This window comes from Streptomyces sp. NPDC048696 (assembly GCF_043198895.1).
GTDB lineage: Bacteria > Actinomycetota > Actinomycetes > Streptomycetales > Streptomycetaceae > Streptomyces.
In genome coordinates, this window is sequence record NZ_JBICVJ010000002.1 from 456038 (window position 1) to 473665 (window position 17628).

Here is a 17628-nt window from a genome sequence, read left to right on the forward strand (position 1 = left end):
CGGCGGCCCGGCGGGCGGGCCGAGTGAGGAGCCGGTGCGTTGCTGTACTACGTGCTCAAGTACGTCCTGCTCGGGCCACTGCTGAGGCTGCTGTTCCGGCCGAGGATCGAGGGCCTTGAGCACATTCCGCAGGAGGGCCCGGCGATCGTGGCGGGCAACCACCTGTCGTTCTCGGACCACTTCCTGATGCCGGTGATGCTGAAGCGCCGCATCACCTTCCTCGCCAAGCAGGAGTACTTCACCGGCCCCGGGATCAAGGGCCGCCTCACCGCCGCCTTCTTCCGCGCGATCGGCCAGATCCCGGTCGACCGGTCCGGCAAGGAGGCCGGGCAGGCGGCGATCCGCGAAGGTCTCGGGGTGCTGGCCAAGGACGAGCTCCTGGGCATCTACCCCGAGGGCACCCGCTCGCACGACGGACGGCTGTACAAGGGCAAGGTCGGGGTCGCCGTGATGGCGCTCAGGGCGCAGGTGCCGGTGATCCCGTGCGCGATGGTCGGCACGTTCGAGATCCAGCCGCCCGGCCAGGTGGTGCCGAGGATCCGCCGGGTCACCATCCGGTTCGGCGAGCCGCTGGACTTCTCCCGCTACCTCGGGATGGAGAACGAGAAGGCGATCCTGCGGGCCGTCACCGACGAGCTGATGTACAAGATCCTGGATCTCTCCGGGCAGGAGTACGTCGACCGGTACGCGGCCGACGTGAAAGCCGAGGAGGCCGCGAAGTTCCCCAGGATCCTCGGCTGACAGCGGATCCGCCCAGGGCGCAAAGGGCTGGCCGCCAAGATCGTACGGTCGTAGCGTCCCGTCCATGGACAAGGGAACTGCGTTCGTCGTAGGGGCCACGGGACAGATCGGGCGGGCCGCCGTGCGCGCGCTCGCCGAGGACGGCTGGCGGGTGCGGGCCGCCTCGCGCGGCGGCGGGACGGATCCCGGCTGGCCGGGCGGGGTGGAGGCGGTCGCGCTCGACCGCGACGCGGACGGGGCGCTCGCCACCGCGCTCGGCGACGGCTGCGACGTCCTGGTCGACATGGTCGCGTTCGGCCGCGACCACGCCCGGCAGCTGGCCGGGCTGAAGGACCGGATCGGCTCCGCGGTGGTCATCTCCACCGGCGCGCTCTACGAGGACGACCACGGCCACAGCTTCGACACCCAGGACGAACCGGGCGGACAGCCGCGCTATCCGGTCCCGTTGCCGGAGACCCACCGTACGGTCGCGCCCGGCGATGCCACGTACGGGAGCAGGAAGGTGCTTTTGGAGCGGGAGTTGCTGGCCTCCGGGCTTGCGACGACGCTGCTGCGGGCCGGTGCGGTCCACGGGCCGCACTCGCGCTTTCCCCGCGAGTTCTACTTCGTGCAGCGGGCGCTGGACCGCCGTCCCGTGCGGGTGCTCGCGTACGGCGGCCGGAACAGGTTCCATCCGGTGCATGTCTCCAACCTGGCCGAGCTGATCCGCCTCGCGGCGCTCAGGCCCGGCGCGCGGGTGCTCAACGCCGGGGATCCCGAGGTGCCGACGGTGGCCGGGATCAGCGCCGCGATCGACGAGGTGATGGGCGTGCGCAGCGAGCTGGTCACGGTGGAGGGCCCGGCGCCGGTGGGCACGGTCGGGCTCACACCGTGGAGCCTGGAACATCCCCTGGTGTACGACATGTCCGCCGCCGAGCGGGAGTTGGGCTACCGGGCGGTGACCGGGTACGAGCAGTCGCTGCCCGCGACGGTCGCCTGGCTGGTCGACCAGGTGCGCGAGAGCGACTGGCGCCGGGCGTTCCCCAAGATGGCGCAGCTGTACGGCGAGGTGGACCCGTTCGACTACGCGGCCGAGGACGCCTGGCTGGCCGGGCGCGGCTGACGCGGACGGGCCGATGACGCAAAGGGGCGGCCGGAGTTCCGGCCGCCCCTTCTTACCGCTGGTTTCCTACCGCTGGTTTCCTACTGCCGCTCGGCCGTTACGGCTTCGGCGTGGCGTGCGGGGTGCACGTCACATCGGCGGCGTCGACCTTGCCGGTGAGGAAGTAGGTGTCCACCCGGCTGTTGATGCAGGGGTTGACCAGACCGGTCACACCGTGCGAACCGGCACCCTTCTCGGTGATCAGACGCGAGCCCTTGAAGCGCTGGTGCAGCGAGACGGCGCCCTGGTACGGCGTGGCCGCGTCCCGGGTGCTCTGGACGATCAGCACCGGCGGCAGGCCCTTGCCGGTCTTGACCTCGACCGGGGTCTGCTGCGGCGCCTGCCAGGTGGCGCACGGCAGGTTCATCCAGGCGTTCGCCCAGGTCATGAACGGGTTGTCCTTGTTGAGCCGGGTGTTGTCCCGGTCCCACTTCTTCCAGCTGGTGGGCCACTTGGCGTCGGCGCACTCCACGGCCGTGTAGACCGCGTTGCCGTTCTCGGAGCTGATGTTGCCCGCGATGTCCGACATGTCGGCACCGGCGGCCGCGATCAGCGCCTTGCTGTCACCCGCCACGTGCTGGCTCCACGCCTTGGCGACGGGCGCCCACGACGAGTCGTAGTACGGGGCCTTCTGGAAGTAGCCGATGAGCTCGGCGGGGCCGACCACACCGCCGATGGGGCTCTTCTTGGCCGCGGCGCGCAGCTTCACCCACTGCTGCTCGACCTTGGCCGCCGTGTCGCCCAGGTGGTAGGTCGCGTCGTTCTTGGCGACCCAGTTCTCCCAGTCGCTCCAGCGGCCCTGGAAGGCGATGTCCTGGTTCAGGTTGGCCTGGTACCAGATGTTGTCGCGCGACGGGTCGACGACGCTGTCCACCAGCATGCGCCGCACGTGCGACGGGAAGAGCGTGCCGTAGACCGCGCCCAGGTAGGTGCCGTAGGAGACACCCAGGTAGTTGAGCTTCTTCTCACCGAGCGCGGCGCGGATGACATCCAGGTCGCGGGCGGTGTTCGGAGTGGTCATGAACGGCAGCATCCAGCCGCTGCGCTCGGCGCACCCGTCCGCGTACTCGGCGGCGAGCTTGCGCTGGGCACGCTTGTCGGCCTCGCTGGAAGGGACCGGGTCGGCCTTCGGCGTCTTGACGTACTCCTGCGGGTCCATGCAGGAGATCGGCGTCGAGTGGCCCACACCGCGCGGGTCGAAGCCCACGAAGTCGTACGCCTTGGCGGTGTTGGCCCACAGCGGGTTCTTGTTGGTCACCCGGGTCGGGAACCGCATGCCGGAGGCACCGGGGCCACCGGGGTTGTAGACGAGGGCGCCCTGGCGCTCGGCCGGGGTACCGGTCGAGGCGATGTGGTCCACGGCGAGCTTGATCTGCTGCCCGTACGGGTGGGCGTAGTCGAGCGGGACGCTGACGTAGCCGCACTGGATCGGCTTGGCGAAGCCCCAGTCGGCCGGGCAGTCGGTCCAGTCGATGCCCTTCTTGGCGGCCCGCTCGGCGGCGAGCTGCACGCCGCGCGCCTCGGACGTGCCGTGGTGACGGCTCTCGGCGGTCGCCGCCGGGGCCGCGATCGCGCCGGCTATGAGCGTGGCCGCGATCAGAGTGCCGGCCGAACCGAGCACTGCGGTGCGTCTCAAGTGGTTCCTCCCCCTGCTGCTGTGCGCCGCCTGTGGCGGCGCTTTTTGTGGTCTCGGGGGATCCTCGCGCCTGTGACCTTGTCCGGAACAGGTCGTACTGGCGTTTCTTTACCGAACCGATAGACGGGACGCCGGATCCCGCTGAGCGGTCACGACCTCGTCGAGCGCGCGATCGAGGACGCGCCGCAGCAGCCGGGCGTCCGGGGCGAGGGCACTCACCAGGAAGGCGGACCCGGCCAGCGGCGTGAGCACCGCGTTCTCGCCGAGCAGCCGGGGCTCGGCGGGCTTGTCCGCCAACTCCGGGTCCACCACCAGCAGTTGCCCGACCGCACGATGACCGCCGAGCACCGCGCCGCCGTCCCATCCGCCGGGCGCGCCGGGCCCGTACGCGAGCTCCTGGTCGAGCAGCGGGCGGCCCGACAGGTGGACGGTGAGCCGGGTGGCGAGCGTGCCGGGCTCCTCGCCGTGGCGTCCGAGGATCTGCTCCTCGCGCAGCACCAGGCGGGCGCCCGGCGCCAGCGCGACGCGGGTGCGCATCCGCAGATCGCTGCCCCGGGCCGAGATCAGCTGCTCGGGCAGCCAGTGCAGCTCGGCGTCCCGACCCACCGTCAGACGTACGTCGTACCGGGCGCGCTCACCGCTCCGCCCCGGCAGGGCGATGGTGGCGGCGGCCGAGTCCACGGTGAGCCGGGCCCCGTCCCGTACGTCGGCCTCGACGGCGATGTGGTCGCCGCCGAGCGGGGCGCTCATCGCGCCGACGACGGTGACCCGGTGGCGGTCCGGGGTCCCCCGGGTGCGGCGCAGCGCGAGCGGGCCCTGACCGGCCAGGACCGGCAGTCCCTCGGGGGTCGCGACGACGCGGGCGGTGGCGCGCACTCCCGCGCCGGTGCTCAGCCCTGCCATGCGGCGAGCCGCCCCCGCACCCAGTCGGCGACCGCGTCCACGCCGTTCTCGGACCTCAGCGACTGGAAGACGACGGGCAGTTCGGCCCGCTGCTCCTCGGCGTCCCGGGCCATCCGCTCCAGATCCGAGCCGACGTACGGGGCGAGGTCGGTCTTGTTGACGACGAGCAGGTCGGCGGTGGTGACGCCGGGACCGCCCTTGCGCGGGATGTCGTCGCCGCCCGCCACGTCGATGACGAAGATCTGCGCGTCGACCAGGCCCTTGGAGAAGGTGGCGGTGAGGTTGTCGCCGCCGGACTCGACCAGGATCAGGTCGAGCGGCCCGACCGCGTCCTCCAGGTCCTCGACGGCTTCGAGGTTGGCGGAGATGTCGTCCCGGATCGCGGTGTGCGGGCAGGCCCCGGTCTCCACGGCCTGGATCCGCTCGGGCGGCAGCACGGCGTTGCGCAGCAGGAACTCGGCGTCCTCGCGGGTGTAGATGTCATTGGTGACGACGGCCAGCGAGAACTGCTCGCGCAGGGCCCGGCAGAGCGCGGCGACGGTAGCGGTCTTCCCGGACCCCACGGGCCCCCCGAGCCCGACACGCAACGCACGACGCGTCCCGTCGGGCCGGTGCGCGTCGGCGCTGATGGCGGCGGGGCCGGAGTGGGAGTGGTCGAGATGCATGAGGCGGCTCCACTTTTCGGTTCGCCGGTCGACTTCAGTCGGTCCGGGTGCATTTCAGCTCGTGGGGGTCCCCCTGGACGAAGTCCTTGGGGGAGTTTGAGGACGAGCCCGTTCAGGGCGATAGGGGGGTCCGGGGGCGCAGCCCCCGGCAACGGCGCCCCACCCCCAGCCGCCCCCGGCAGGGTTTCGGGAAGGGGCGGGGTGGGGGAAAGCTAGGAAGCGAACAACCGCACCTGCCAAGCCGCATGCGCCTCGGCCATGACATCGAGCAGCGGCGCCGAGGCGGCGGGCAACGCATCCAGCCCCGACACGGCGGCGGAGGCCGCCGACCGCGCGGCCCGCGAAGCCACCACGTCCAGCTCGGGCGCCAACCGTGCGAGCACCCGCGTGGCGTCGAACGGATCGAGGCTCAGCAACCGCACCACCGCCGTCGCGGGCCCGCTCACGCACTCGTACGCCACACAGTGCGCCGCGTCCTGCGCCCCAAGACCCGCCGCCCGCGCGGCGAGCCCGAGCACGATCGGCTGATGCGCACCACGCGGCCGGGCGGCGGCGAGCGCGGCCAGCTCCTCGCTGGGCCAGGTGGCCCGGGCCGCCCGCATCATCTGGCGCCCGAGCCTGCGCGCGGCGGCCCGCAGCGCAGGGGACGGGGTGCGGGCGTCGGCCGCCTCGTCGAGCGCGAGCGGATCGAGCCCGAGGGCCGCCGCCGCGGCGAGCGAGGCGGACACCAGACCCGTCGTGTGCAGCCGCCCCCGGCAGAACTCGGCCAGAGAGGCCGCGTCGTGGACACGGCCCGCCTTCACGGCGGGTTCGGCGCCGCCCGAGTGGGCGTGGCCGCCCGCCGGAAAGCGTCCGTCGGCGAGGACGAGCAAGGCTGCGCGAGACATTGGACAGCCGCTCTCAGAAGAGGAAGTACCGCTGGGCCATGGGCAGTTCGGCGGCCGGCGCGGGTTCGACCGCGTCGCCGTCGATGGTCACCGTGAAGGTGTCCGGGTCGACCCTGACGTCGGGCAGCGTGTCGTTCTCGCGCATGTCGGCCTTGCCCACCCGGCGGGTGTTCTTGATGGCGACGAACTCCTTGTCCAGGCCGAGCCGTTCGGGCAGCCGGTCGTCGAGCGCCGCCTGGGACACGAAGTTGAGCGAGTTGGCCGCGGGCGCCTTGCCGTACGCGCCGAACATCGGGCGCGGCAGGATCGGCTGGGGCGTGGGGATGGACGCGTTGGCGTCGCCCATCTGCGCGTACGCGATCTGGCCGCCCTTGATGACGAGCTGCGGCTTGACGCCGAAGAACGCGGGCTCCCACAGCACCAGGTCGGCGAGCTTGCCCGGCTCGACCGAGCCGATCTCGTGGTCGAGGCCCTGTGCGACGGCCGGGTTGATCGTGTACTTGGCGACATAGCGACGCGCCCGGTGGTTGTCGGCCCGCCCGTCCCCGGCGAGCGCGCCCCGGCGCGCCTTCATCACGTGCGCGGTCTGCCAGGTCCGCATGATGACCTCGCCGATGCGCCCCATCGCCTGGGAGTCGGAGGACAGGATCGAGATGGCGCCGAGGTCGTGCAGGATGTCCTCGGCCGCTATGGTCGACGGCCGGATGCGGGACTCGGCGAACGACAGGTCCTCCGGCACGGCCGGGTTGAGGTGGTGACAGACCATCAGCATGTCGAGGTGTTCCTCGATGGTGTTGACGGTGTGCGGCCGGGTCGGGTTGGTGGAGCTGGGCAGCACGTACGGCTCGGACACCACGGTGATGATGTCCGGCGCGTGCCCGCCGCCCGCGCCCTCGGTGTGGTACGCGTGGATGGAGCGGCCCGCGATGGCGGCGAGGGTGTCGCCGACGAAGCCCGCTTCGTTCAACGTGTCGGTGTGGATGGCGAGTTGGGCGCCACTCTCGTCGCAGACGCTCAGACAGGCGTCGATGACGGCCGGGGTCGCCCCCCAGTCCTCGTGGATCTTGAACCCGAGCGCGCCGCCGCGCAGCTGGGAGTGCATCGCCTCGCGCGACATGGTGTTGCCCTTGCCGAGCAGTCCGATGTTGACGGGCGCGTTCTCCAGCGCGGCGAACATCCGGGCCAGATGCCAGGGGCCGGGGGTGATGGTGGTGGCCTTGGTGCCCTCGGCGGGGCCGGTGCCGCCGCCGACCAGGGTGGTGATGCCCGAGGAGAGCGCCTGGTCGATCAGGGTCGGCGAGATGAAGTGGACATGGGTGTCCACCGCGCCGGCGGTGAGGATCTTCCCGTTCCCGGCGATGATCTCGGTCTCGGGGCCGATGACCAGGTCGGGGTGGACCCCGTCCATGGTGTCGGGGTTGCCGGCCTTGCCGATCGCGGTGATGCGGCCGTCCCGGATCCCGATGTCGGCCTTGACGATCCCCCAGTGGTCGAGGACGACGGCGCCGGTGACAACGGTGTCGGGTGCGCCTTCGGCGCGGGTGGTGCGGGCCTGGCCCATCGACTCGCGGATCACCTTGCCGCCGCCGAACACCGCCTCGTCGCCGGAGCGTCCGGGGCCGCCGCAGCGGTCCTCCTCGATCTCCACCAGCAGATCGGTGTCGGCGAGCCGGATGCGGTCGCCGGTGGTGGGGCCGAACAGGTCGGCGTACACGGCACGGTTGAGCTCAGCCATCGAGAGGACCTCCGGTCTCGCCGCGCAGCCCGGGCACGACCCGGCGTCCGGTGAAGGGGACGAGTTCGACGTCCACCGGGATGCCCGGTTCGAAGCGCACGGCGGTGCCCGCGGCGATGTTCAGCCGCAGCCCGCGGGCGGCGGCGCGGTCGAAGTCCAGGCCGGGGTTGGCCTCGGCGAAGTGGTAGTGCGAGCCGACCTGTACGGGCCGGTCGGCGGCGTTGAGGACGGTCATCCGGGTGACCTCGCGGCCCTCGTTGAGGGCGACGGGCTCGTCCGCGAACAGGATCTCTCCTGGAATCATCGGCTCCGCTCCCCCGTCAGACAATCGGCTCGTGCACGGTGACGAGCTTGGTGCCGTCGGGGAAGGTCGCCTCGACCTGGACGTCGTGGATCATCTCCGGGATGCCGGGCATGACCTCCTCGCGGGTGAGCACCTTGCGCCCGGACGCCATGAGTTCGGCGACCGTGCGACCGTCCCGGGCGCCTTCGAGGATGTGCGAGGTGATCAGCGCGACGGCCTCGGGGTGATTGAGCCTCACCCCGCGCGCCCGGCGCTTCTCCGCGACGTCCGCGGCGACATGGATGAGCAGTCTCTCCTGCTCGTGCGGCGTCAGTTGCACGCTTTCCACCTCACAGTCGTGCCCCGAGCGGGTCACTCCCGCCTCGACGCTGCGGGACCCTATCCAAGTTCAACACTCTGTTGACCTGGGGTTCCCTGCTCCGCAGCCAGGCATTGCACGTTACGGCGGAAGTTTTTCCGGCTCGTTAACTGACGCTTTGCATATCCATGGCCAATGCATCCATCTCCGGTCCGGCACTCCGGACGCCCTCACTCACCCATCGGCGGCTGCCGGTGCTCGGCGGCGATGCCGAACCGGCGCCGTTCGCCGGGAGCGGACGCGACCTGGCGCACCGACGACACCGAGCTGATCACCCGCTCCTCCTCCGGCTGCGCGGCGCCTTCGAGTCGTTCCAGGTCAGCGGCGGACACCAGGGCGACGAGGGGCTTGCCGTGCCGGGTCACGACAACGCGCTCCCCGCCGTACACCACGCGGTTGATCAGCTCGGCGAGCTCAGCTCGGGCTTGCGTCACCGGAATCTCATAGGCCATGCTCCCCATCATAACGGCCTGTACGTCCTGTACATTTTTTACAGAGACGGCGGTTACCGAGCCATCGGCCACCGAGGCATCGGCACAACAGAAGAGGTACGTCATGAACGGCCCCACCGCCCGCTATGTCCTGCCCGAGTTCACCGAGCGCACCTCGAACGGGGTCCGCACCCTCGACCCCTACTCCAAGCTGCTCGAAGAGCGCATCGTCTTCCTCGGCACCGCGGTCGACGACACCACCGCCAACGACGTGATGGCCCAGTTCATGCATCTGGAGCACGCGGACCCCGACCGGGACATCTCGCTCTACATCAACTCCCCCGGCGGCTCGCTCACCGCGATGTCCGCGATCTACGACACGATCCGGTTCGTCACCTGCGACGTGGAGACGGTCTGCATGGGCCAGGCCGCCTCCGCCGCCGCGGTGCTGCTCGCCGCGGGCACGCCCGGCAAGCGGCTCGCGCTGCCGGGCGCGCGGGTGCTGATCCACCAGCCGTCGGTCGAGGAGCCGTTGCGGGGCCAGCCCTCCGACCTGGAGATCTACGCGGCCGAACTCCAGCGCGGGCGCGCGATGTTGACCGAGCTGCTGGCCAGGCACACCGGCCGGTCCGTCGAGCAGGTGAGCGCCGACATCGAGCGGGACACCATCCTGGACGCCCGGGGCGCCGCCGAGTACGGACTGGTGGACCACGTCGTGCCCAGCCGCAAGAACTCCCGTACGGAACTGGGGAGGTAGCGCGCGTGGTGCCCGAACTGCCGCCGCTGCCCGCGCTCACGCGCGCGGAGGGCGAGTTCATCGACGCGTATCTCGACGCCCTGGACCAGTTGGGCCGGATCAACCCGGCCCGGCACGCGGACACCTATGGCGCACTGCGGGCCGCACAGGCGCTCGTGGGGCGGGCGGTGGCGCTGCGGGACGCACTGACGACGATGCATCTGCGGGGCGAGAGTCAGTTGCACTCCGAGACGCTGGCGCGGGCCCTGCGGGTGCTCGACGGGGAGCGGCGATCGGGTCGCGTCACGGTGCCGCCCCCCACCACGGGTTGACGTCCCAGGGGCGCCCGGACGGCACCTTCGTTGGTACGAGTCGGCGTCCCCCGTTCGCACCATCCGATGGTCCGAACGACGTATCAGTTCCCTTGCGCCATATGGGCAGACACTTGGCGGAACCTGCCATTCCGACGCTGGTGCGGGGCTGGTCGGACCCCCTGCCGAAGGCTTCAAAACATCCGCGTCCACCCGAACGGGTCAGTCGTGAGGAGCCTCACAAAACGTCGTTTCGGCTCGGAAATCCGGCACTTCGTGGGTCAAGATCCCTTCCGACGACAAGCCCCCGCCACCGCGGCGGGGCGGTCCGGGCGGACGCCGAGTCCTGCCGCCGTACCCGGATGACTGGTCGACTGAGTGGATCGGCAGGAGTGGAGGACCCGAGCAGTACGGGCCCACCGGGAGACCGGGAGGCCCTTGGGGTGAAGCCGCGCGAGCGGCCGGGCATCTTCGCCAGCCCGAACCCGACAGGTCATCCTTCGCAGGCGGTTTGACGAAGGGTCGCGCATGCCTGCGCAGAATCACGTCCCGTCCCTGCTGACACGTGTCGGTGCGGTCTCCGCGCTCACTCTGGCCGCCGTGGGCGGCACCTTGCTGGCGCCGGGCGCCACGAGTGAGGCGAGCGCCGCGACACTCGCGACGAAGGCGCTCAACGTCGCCGCGTCGAAGAAGGGATCGCCCTACCAGTACGGAGCCAGCGGCCCGTCCCGGTTCGACTGCTCGGGGCTCACCGTCTACTCGTACAAGCAGGCGGGCAAGAAGCTGCCGCGCACCTCGCAGCAGCAGTACAACAGCACACGCCATGTCTCGTCGTCCGCGCGCCAGCGGGGCGACCTGGTGTTCTTCCACTCCGGCTCGAACGTCTACCACGTGGGGATCTACGCCGGCGAGGGGAAGATCTGGCACTCCCCCAAGACCGGATCCGTGGTCCGGCTTGAGAAGATCTGGTCCAACAGCGTCTGGTACGGCCGCGTGCGCTGACGCGGGCTCATACGGGGCGGTGAGCGCGGGCGCCCGCGCTCACCGCCCCCGCCCGGCGGCCGGACGGCCCCGGCGCCGGGTGCTCGGTTCCGGACGGCTCAGCTCTGGACCGGTGCGGTCCACGGCAGAGCGATCCAGACGGTCTTGCCGCCCTCGGGCGTCGGCGTCACCGAAAGACGCCCCCCGCACTCGGCGGCGAGCCAGCGAATGATCACCATGCCCCGCCCGTTGTCCTGCTGGACGGCGGCGGGAAGGCGTTTCGGCCAGCGCGGATGGCTGTCGGTCACCCCGATGTGCAACTGCTCGTCGAACTCAAGGCGCATGTCCACGGTGAATGTGGGCGACTGGCCGAAAGTGTGCTGCACGGCATTGGTCGCGAGTTCGGAGACGATCAGGCGGATCGTATCGGCGGTTTCACCGTCCGAGGCGAGACCCCACTCGGTGAGTACGCCGGCGACATATTTACGGGCGGCGGAGACCGAGGCGGGATCGCTCGGCAGAGTGACGGTTGATTCCTGGTGGTCTGCCATGGCGACGCTGTCCCTTTCCCACCCGGGCCGGTCTGCTTGACTCGCAGCGAGCGGACAAACGCGAGGACGGCCCGGACATGTGCTTCGCGCCAGAGTGCCACTCATCGTGCCGCCGGATGCGCCGATCCACCAGGATATGCATATATCTGTCGCTCAAAGCGGTGAACTCTGCGCCGATGGACCGTATTTGGGCGCCACACTTGCCCATCGCCCGAATCGCCGCCGGGTGGGAGGAGACACGAGATGTGGCACGGTCCCGCGGTACGCCGCCGCAAGCTCGGCGAGGAACTGCGCCGGCTGCGCGTCGCGGCCGCCCTCACCAGCGCCGAGGTCGCCCGGCAACTCGGCTGGCACCAGTCCAAGGTGAGCCGGATCGAGACCGGCCGCAGCGGGGTGAAGCCCGCCGACGTGGCCCGGCTGCTCGAACTGTACGGCGTCGACGACCCCCGGCTGCGGGCCCTGCTCGAAGCGCTCGCGGGCTCGGCCGACGGGCGCGGGGACCAGTGGTGGCAGGCCTATCGTGGGCTGTTGCCGCCGCAGTACCGGGACTTCATCAGCCTGGAGTCGCAGGCGTCGACGGCGCGCACCCTGGAGACGTCGGTGGTGCCGGGGCTGCTCCAGACGCCCGAGTACGCCCGGGCGGTGACCCGGGCCGCGCTGCACGGGCTCGACGCGGCGCGGGTGGACTCACTGGTCCAGGTGCGCCTCGCGCGCCAGGAGGTGCTGCGGGCGGATCCGCCGCTGCGGCTGAGCGCGGTGGTCGACGAGGCGGCGCTGCGCCGCGAGGTGGGCGGGGCGGCCGCGACGCGACGGCAGTTGCGGTATCTCGTGGACATGGCCCAACTGCCCCAGGTCCGGCTCCGGGTGCTGCCTTTCAGCAGCGGTGGCCATATCGGCCTCACCGGGCCTTTCATTATCTTCTCCTTTCCGCACATTTCTGATCTGGACGTGGTTGTTATCGACCACTTGACGAGTAGCCTCTATCTCGAACGGAAAGAAGACCTTGAGGCGTACGGCGCCGCGTTCCACACGGTCGAGGCGCAGGCCCTTTCGTTCAAGGAATCGTTGAATCTCATCGCCGGGCTCGCTGACGGCGTGTAAGGGAGGCATGATGCCCGAACCCCCCGCGCATGTACCTTCCAGCACTTCTCTGAACGGCGCGCAGTGGCGGCGCAGCAGTCGTAGTACAGGAATGAACAATTGCGTCGAGACAGCGCTCATCGACGCCGCGACGCTGGCCGTCCGTGACTCCAAGCGGACCACCGGACCCGCGCTCCTCTTCGGAACGCGGGCCTGGCACGGTTTTCTCGCGGGTCTGTCCACCGGGCTCGACGAGGCGCCCGACAGCAGGAGTTGAGTACCCGAACGGGGGACTAGGCGGTGGGCGCGGTCCGCAGGATCGTGTCCACCGCCCACTCGATCTGACTCTGCGTCAGATCGGCTCGGGCGGTCAGCCGCAGCCGCGAGATGCCGTCCGGCACCGACGGCGGGCGGAAGCACCCGACCACGAGACCGGCGGCCCGGCAGTCGGCCGCCCAGCCCAGCGCCGCCTCCGGCGAGGGCGCCCGCACCGACACCACGGCCGCGTCCGGCCGTACCGCCGCGAGCCCCGCGGCGGTCAGCCGTCCGTGCAGTTCGGCCGCCACCTCGCGGGCCCGGCCCGCCCGCTCGGGCTCGGCGCGCAGCAGCCGCAGCGCCGCCAGCGCCCCGCCGACGGCGGCGGGCGCGAGGCCGGTGTCGAAGATGAACGTACGGGCCGCGTTGACCAGGTGCCGGATGACCTTGGCCGGGCCGAGCACCGCGCCGCCCTGGCTGCCGAGCGACTTGGACAGGGTGAGGGTGGCGACCACGTCGTCCGCGCCCGCGAGGCCCGCGGCGTGCGGCGCGCCGCGCCCGCCCTCGCCCAGGACGCCGAGGCCATGGGCGTCGTCCACCACCAGGGCCGCGCCGAACTCCCGGCAGGCGGCGACGAGTTGGGGCAGCGGGGCGGCGTCGCCGTCCACCGAGAAGACCGAGTCGCTGACGACGAGCGCGCGCCCGGCGTGCGCGTCCAGCGTCTTGCGCACGGCCTCCGGGTCCGCGTGCGGGACCACGGCGGTCTCCGCGCGCGAGAGACGGCAGCCGTCGACGATCGAGGCGTGGTTGGCCGCGTCGGAGACGATCAGCCCGTCGCGGTCGCCCAGCGCGGTCAGCGCCGCGAGGTTCGCCGCGTAGCCGGAGGAGAAGACCAGCGCCGCCTCGAAGCCGCAGAACTCGGCGAGCTCCGCTTCGAGCTCGGCGTGCAGCGCGGTGGTGCCGGTGACCAGCCGGGAGCCGGTAGCCCCGGCGCCCCAGCGGCGGGCGGCCGCGGCCGCGCCCTCGGTCACCGCGGGGTGCCGGGTCAGCCCCAGGTAGTCGTTGCTCGCCAGGTCCAGCAGATCCTGATCGGCGGTGCGCGGCCGGAGCACCCGGACCAGACCGGCGCGCTCGCGCCGCTCGGTCGCTCCGTCGATCCAGTCGAATGGCGCTCGGGGCATGGTGAAGATCCCTTTTGTAGGCAGCGCACAGACCCTATTCCGCCGCAACCGAGGTCAGGGTGTGGCAATACACACACCTTCCAAGTGCGCAGTTGTACGATCCCTCCTTGGCTGGAAGCGGTGTCTTGGGCAAGGATCGGCGCCATGGACCTGCTGAACACGCTGGTGGACAAGGGGCTGCGGCGCGAGCTGCCGAGCCGTGAAGAGGCGCTCGCCGTACTGGCGACCTCCGACGAGGAACTGCTCGATGTGGTGGCCGCGGCCGGCAAGGTGCGCCGCCAGTGGTTCGGGCGCCGGGTGAAGCTGAACTACCTGGTGAACCTGAAGTCCGGGCTGTGCCCCGAGGACTGTTCGTACTGCTCTCAGCGGCTCGGCTCCAAGGCCGAGATCCTGAAGTACACCTGGCTCAAGCCCGACGAGGCGTCCAAGGCGGCCGCCGCGGGTGTCGCGGGCGGCGCCAAGCGCGTCTGCCTGGTGGCCAGCGGCCGCGGCCCGACCGACCGCGACGTGGACCGGGTCTCGCAGACGATCGAGGCGATCAAGGAGCAGAACGAGGGCGTCGAGGTATGCGCCTGTCTCGGTCTGCTCTCCGACGGCCAGGCCGAGCGGCTGCGCGCGGCGGGCGCCGACGCGTACAACCACAACCTGAACACGTCCGAGGGGACGTACGGGGACATCACGACCACGCACACCTACGCCGACCGCGTGGACACCGTGCAGAAGGCGCACGGGGCCGGGCTCTCCGCCTGCTCGGGTCTGATCGCGGGCATGGGCGAGAGCGACGAGGACCTGGTCGACGTGGTCTTCGCGCTGCGCGAGCTGGACCCGGACTCGGTGCCGGTCAACTTCCTCATCCCGTTCGAGGGCACCCCGCTCGCCAAGGAGTGGAACCTCACCCCCCAGCGCTGCCTGCGCATCCTCGCCATGGTGCGGTTCGTCTGCCCGGACGTCGAGGTGCGCCTCGCCGGCGGCCGTGAGGTGCATCTGCGCTCGATGCAGCCGCTGGCCCTGAACCTGGTCAACTCGATCTTCCTCGGCGACTACCTCACCAGCGAGGGCCAGGAGGGCAAGGCCGACCTGGAGATGATCGCGGACGCCGGTTTCGAGGTGGAGGGCGCGGGCACCACCACGCTGCCCGAGCACCGCGCCGACGCGCTCGCCGCCGGTGGCTGCGGCTCGCACGCCCGGAGCGGCTGCGGCTCCCACGAGGCCGGTGCGTGCGGCTCGCACGAGGGCGGCGCCTGCGGCCCGTGCGGCGAGAGCGCGCCGGTGGCCGCCGCCGAGGTGCCCGAGGCGCGTACGGACCTGGTCGCGGTGCGCCGCCGCGGCGCGGGCACGGACCTGGCCCCCAATGCCTGATCCGCTGCCCTCGTACGACGTCGCCGAGCTGCGGGCCCTGGACCGCGCACACGTCTGGCACCCCTATGGCCCCATGCCGGGCCGTCAGGAGCCGCTGGTCGTGGAGTCCGCGTCCGGGGTCCGGCTGCGGCTGGCCGAGGAGACGCACGGCCAGCGCGAGCTGGTCGACGGCATGGCCTCCTGGTGGTCGGCGCTGCACGGCTACAACCACCCGGTCCTCAACGCGGCCGCGCACGGCCAGCTGGACCGGATGAGCCATGTGATGTTCGGCGGGCTCACCCACGAGCCCGCCGTCCGGCTCGCCGTGAAGCTCGTCGAGATCACCCCCGAGCCGCTTCAGCACGTCTTCCTCAGCGACTCCGGCTCGATCTCGGTCGAGGTCGCCATCAAGATGTGCCTGCAGTACTGGAAGTCGATCGGCAAGCCCGCCAAGCAGCGGCTGCTGACCTGGCGCGGCGGCTACCACGGCGACACCTGGCAGCCGATGTCGGTGTGCGACCCCGACGGCGGCATGCACGCGCTCTGGTCCGGCCGGCTGCCGGAGCAGGTCTTCGCGGACGCGCCGCCGACCGGCTACGACGCGGAGCCCGACGAGGCGTACGTACGCCATGTGCGGGACCTGATCGCGCGGCACGCGGACGAAGTGGCCGCGGTGATCGTCGAGCCGGTGGTGCAGAACGCGGGCGGGATGCGGTTCCACACCCCCGCGTATCTGCGGATGCTGCGCGAGGCGTGCGACGAGCACGGCGTGCTGCTCGTGTTCGACGAGATCGCCACCGGCTTCGGCCGCACCGGCACGCTCTTCGCCTCCGAGCACGCGGGCGTCTCCCCCGATGTGCTGTGCGTCGGCAAGGCGATGACCGGCGGCTATATGACGATGGCCGCCACGCTGTGCACCACCGAGGTCGCCCGGGGCATCTCCTCGGGCGAGGTCCCGGTCCTGGCGCACGGCCCGACCTACATGGGCAATCCACTCGCGGCGTCCGTCGCCCTCGCCTCCATCGACCTGCTGCTCTCGCAGGACTGGCAGGGCGAGCTCAAGCGGCTGGAGAACGGGCTGCGCGACGGCCTGGGCGAGCACGCCGGGCTGCCCGGTGTGAAGGACGTACGCGTCCTCGGCGGCATCGGTGTGGTCCAGCTCGACCACGAGGTGGACATGGCGGCGGCGACCCGGGCGGCGGTGCGGGAGGGCGTGTGGCTGCGCCCGTTCCGCGACCTCGTCTACACGATGCCGCCCTATGTGACGGACGACGCGGATCTGGCGCGCATCTGCCGAGCGGTGGGCGCGGCGGCTCGGGAGGGCTGAGATGACGGTACTGGTCGTGAGCGGTACGGGCACGGAGATCGGCAAGACGGTCGTCACGGCGGCCGTGGCCGCCCTGGCGCGCGCCGCCGGGCGCAGCGTCGCCGTCCTGAAGCCGGCCCAGACCGGGGTCGCACCGGGCGAGCACGGCGATGTGGCGGAGGTGCTGCGCCTCGCGGGCGACGACATCACCGGGGCCGAACTGGCCCGGTTCCCCGAGCCGTTGGCCCCCGACACCGCCGCGCGGCGGGCCGGGCTCACCCAGGTGCGCCCGGCCGACGTCGCCGAGGCGGCCGAGAAGCTGGCCGCCGAGCACGATCTGGTCCTCGTGGAGGGCGCGGGCGGGCTGCTCGTGCGCTACGACGACGAGGGCGGCACGCTCGCGGACGCGGCGCGTCTGCTCGGCGCGCCGGTCCTGGTCGTCGCCCCGGCCGGGCTCGGCACGCTGAACATGGCGGCGCTGACCGGCGAGGCACTGCGGGCCCGGGGCCTCGCGTGCGCGGGCCTGGTCGTCGGCAGCTGGCCCGCCGAGCCGGACCTGGCGTCCCGCTGCAACCTGGCGGACCTGCCGAAGTCGGCGGGCTCGCCCCTGGTCGGCCTGGTGCCGGAGGGGGCCGGGCGGCTTTCCGGCCCCGCCTTCCGCGCGGCGGCGCCGAGTTGGCTCGGTCCGGAGCTCGGCGGCGACTGGAGTCTGTGATGGCGGTCTTACGGGCACGGCTGCGCCAGATCGTCGTCGACTGCGCCGCTCCGGACCGCTTGGCGCGGTTCTGGGCGGCGCTGCTCGGCGGCACCCCGGCCGTACGGGACGCGGACTGGTCCTCTCTCGACGCACCCGGCACACCACGGCTCGCCTTCCAACGGGTGCCGCAGCCGAAGGCGGGCGGGAACCGACTCCATCTCGACCTCGCGGTGCAGGACGTCGCCCGCGCCCGGGCCGCCGCCGTACGCCTGGGCGCGACGGCGGTGGGGGCGACGGTGACGGATGCCCAGGGCTCGTTCCAGCTGATGCGCGACCCGGAAGGGAACGAGTTCCGCTTCGTGAGCGGGTGACGGCCTCGTGAGCGGGTGAC

At 71.6% G+C, this 17628-nt stretch carries 21 protein-coding genes and 1 riboswitch; of the genes, 11 read left to right on the forward strand and 10 right to left on the reverse strand.

Annotated features, from left to right (window positions below):
• Positions 1-39: 39 nt before the first annotated feature.
• On the forward strand, positions 40-741 hold the full coding sequence (locus tag ACGFRG_RS05105) for a lysophospholipid acyltransferase family protein (protein WP_361426920.1): 702 nt from the start codon (positions 40-42) through the stop codon (positions 739-741).
• 64 nt (positions 742-805) lie between these two features.
• Positions 806-1843, forward strand: a complete 1038-nt coding sequence (locus tag ACGFRG_RS05110) for an NAD-dependent epimerase/dehydratase family protein (RefSeq protein WP_393261420.1) — start codon at positions 806-808, stop codon at positions 1841-1843.
• Between the two features lie 97 nt (positions 1844-1940).
• On the opposite strand, the gene ACGFRG_RS05115 is transcribed toward ACGFRG_RS05110, so the two are convergent.
• The 8 genes from ACGFRG_RS05115 to ACGFRG_RS05150 form a co-directional block, all read right to left on the reverse strand.
• Entirely contained in the window at positions 1941-3518 is a 1578-nt protein-coding gene (locus ACGFRG_RS05115; RefSeq protein ID WP_361426926.1) for an alpha/beta hydrolase, read from the reverse strand.
• Positions 3519-3626: 108 nt separating this feature from the next.
• Positions 3627-4421 (reverse strand): urease accessory protein UreD, encoded by a 795-nt coding sequence (locus ACGFRG_RS05120; RefSeq protein WP_393261422.1) that lies wholly within the window; start codon positions 4419-4421, stop codon positions 3627-3629.
• Complete coding sequence (gene ureG / locus ACGFRG_RS05125) at positions 4409-5086, reverse strand: urease accessory protein UreG (RefSeq protein WP_361426932.1); 678 nt, start codon at positions 5084-5086, stop codon at positions 4409-4411. Before ureG ends, ACGFRG_RS05120 begins: the two co-directional genes overlap by 13 nt.
• A gap of 212 nt (positions 5087-5298) precedes the next feature.
• Positions 5299-5973 carry an urease accessory UreF family protein gene (locus tag ACGFRG_RS05130; RefSeq protein WP_361426935.1) on the reverse strand — a complete coding sequence of 225 codons (675 nt, stop codon included), beginning with the start codon at positions 5971-5973 and terminating at the stop codon, positions 5299-5301.
• Between the two features lie 13 nt (positions 5974-5986).
• A complete protein-coding gene (locus ACGFRG_RS05135) occupies positions 5987-7708 on the reverse strand; it encodes an urease subunit alpha (RefSeq protein WP_393261425.1) in 1722 nt (573 codons plus the stop codon).
• Positions 7701-8012 carry an urease subunit beta gene (locus tag ACGFRG_RS05140; RefSeq protein ID WP_361426941.1) on the reverse strand — a complete coding sequence of 104 codons (312 nt, stop codon included), beginning with the start codon at positions 8010-8012 and terminating at the stop codon, positions 7701-7703. The genes ACGFRG_RS05135 and ACGFRG_RS05140 overlap by 8 nt, the downstream gene beginning before the upstream one ends.
• Before the next feature lie 16 nt (positions 8013-8028).
• The gene (locus ACGFRG_RS05145; protein ID WP_361426944.1) at positions 8029-8331 is read right to left on the reverse strand and encodes an urease subunit gamma; all 303 of its coding nucleotides are present in this window, start codon (positions 8329-8331) and stop codon (positions 8029-8031) included.
• Between the two features lie 209 nt (positions 8332-8540).
• Positions 8541-8822, reverse strand: a complete 282-nt coding sequence (locus ACGFRG_RS05150) for a type II toxin-antitoxin system Phd/YefM family antitoxin (protein ID WP_361427224.1) — start codon at positions 8820-8822, stop codon at positions 8541-8543.
• A 103-nt stretch (positions 8823-8925) separates the two neighbouring features.
• Between ACGFRG_RS05150 and ACGFRG_RS05155 the strand changes: the two genes are divergently transcribed.
• The 3 genes from ACGFRG_RS05155 (at position 8926) to ACGFRG_RS05165 (ending at position 10850) form a co-directional block, all read left to right on the forward strand.
• On the forward strand, positions 8926-9558 hold the full coding sequence (locus ACGFRG_RS05155) for an ATP-dependent Clp protease proteolytic subunit (RefSeq protein ID WP_393261430.1): 633 nt from the start codon (positions 8926-8928) through the stop codon (positions 9556-9558).
• Between the two features lie 5 nt (positions 9559-9563).
• The gene (locus tag ACGFRG_RS05160; protein WP_361426950.1) at positions 9564-9869 is read left to right on the forward strand and encodes a hypothetical protein; all 306 of its coding nucleotides are present in this window, start codon (positions 9564-9566) and stop codon (positions 9867-9869) included.
• 319 nt (positions 9870-10188) lie between these two features.
• Positions 10189-10373: riboswitch (cyclic di-AMP (ydaO/yuaA leader) on the forward strand.
• A 3-nt stretch (positions 10374-10376) separates the two neighbouring features.
• Complete coding sequence (locus ACGFRG_RS05165) at positions 10377-10850, forward strand: C40 family peptidase (protein WP_361426953.1); 474 nt, start codon at positions 10377-10379, stop codon at positions 10848-10850.
• A gap of 98 nt (positions 10851-10948) precedes the next feature.
• Here ACGFRG_RS05165 and ACGFRG_RS05170 read toward each other — a convergent pair whose 3' ends face one another.
• Positions 10949-11380 (reverse strand): ATP-binding protein, encoded by a 432-nt coding sequence (locus tag ACGFRG_RS05170; RefSeq protein WP_361426956.1) that lies wholly within the window; start codon positions 11378-11380, stop codon positions 10949-10951.
• A gap of 243 nt (positions 11381-11623) precedes the next feature.
• Between ACGFRG_RS05170 and ACGFRG_RS05175 the strand changes: the two genes are divergently transcribed.
• Both ACGFRG_RS05175 and ACGFRG_RS05180 read left to right on the forward strand, forming a co-directional pair.
• Positions 11624-12481 carry a helix-turn-helix domain-containing protein gene (locus tag ACGFRG_RS05175; protein ID WP_393261434.1) on the forward strand — a complete coding sequence of 286 codons (858 nt, stop codon included), beginning with the start codon at positions 11624-11626 and terminating at the stop codon, positions 12479-12481.
• Between the two features lie 10 nt (positions 12482-12491).
• A complete protein-coding gene (locus ACGFRG_RS05180; RefSeq protein WP_361427226.1) occupies positions 12492-12737 on the forward strand; it encodes a DUF397 domain-containing protein in 246 nt (81 codons plus the stop codon).
• Positions 12738-12753: 16 nt separating this feature from the next.
• Here ACGFRG_RS05180 and ACGFRG_RS05185 read toward each other — a convergent pair whose 3' ends face one another.
• A complete protein-coding gene (locus ACGFRG_RS05185; protein WP_393261437.1) occupies positions 12754-13896 on the reverse strand; it encodes an 8-amino-7-oxononanoate synthase in 1143 nt (380 codons plus the stop codon).
• A 144-nt stretch (positions 13897-14040) separates the two neighbouring features.
• Here ACGFRG_RS05185 and bioB point away from each other — a divergent pair, with 144 nt between their 5' ends.
• Genes bioB through ACGFRG_RS05205 form a run of 4 tightly spaced genes read left to right on the forward strand, consistent with a single transcriptional unit; the run spans position 14041 to position 17608 of the window.
• Positions 14041-15255: a biotin synthase BioB gene (gene bioB, locus ACGFRG_RS05190; protein ID WP_361426965.1), complete on the forward strand. Its 1215-nt coding sequence runs from the start codon at positions 14041-14043 to the stop codon at positions 15253-15255.
• Positions 15248-16561: an adenosylmethionine--8-amino-7-oxononanoate transaminase gene (locus tag ACGFRG_RS05195; RefSeq protein ID WP_361426968.1), complete on the forward strand. Its 1314-nt coding sequence runs from the start codon at positions 15248-15250 to the stop codon at positions 16559-16561. The genes bioB and ACGFRG_RS05195 overlap by 8 nt, the downstream gene beginning before the upstream one ends.
• 1 nt (position 16562) lies before the next feature.
• Complete coding sequence (bioD, locus tag ACGFRG_RS05200; RefSeq protein WP_361426971.1) at positions 16563-17255, forward strand: dethiobiotin synthase; 693 nt, start codon at positions 16563-16565, stop codon at positions 17253-17255.
• Positions 17255-17608, forward strand: a complete 354-nt coding sequence (locus tag ACGFRG_RS05205) for a VOC family protein (protein ID WP_393261441.1) — start codon at positions 17255-17257, stop codon at positions 17606-17608. The genes bioD and ACGFRG_RS05205 overlap by 1 nt, the downstream gene beginning before the upstream one ends.
• The last annotated feature ends 20 nt before the right edge of the window (positions 17609-17628 follow it).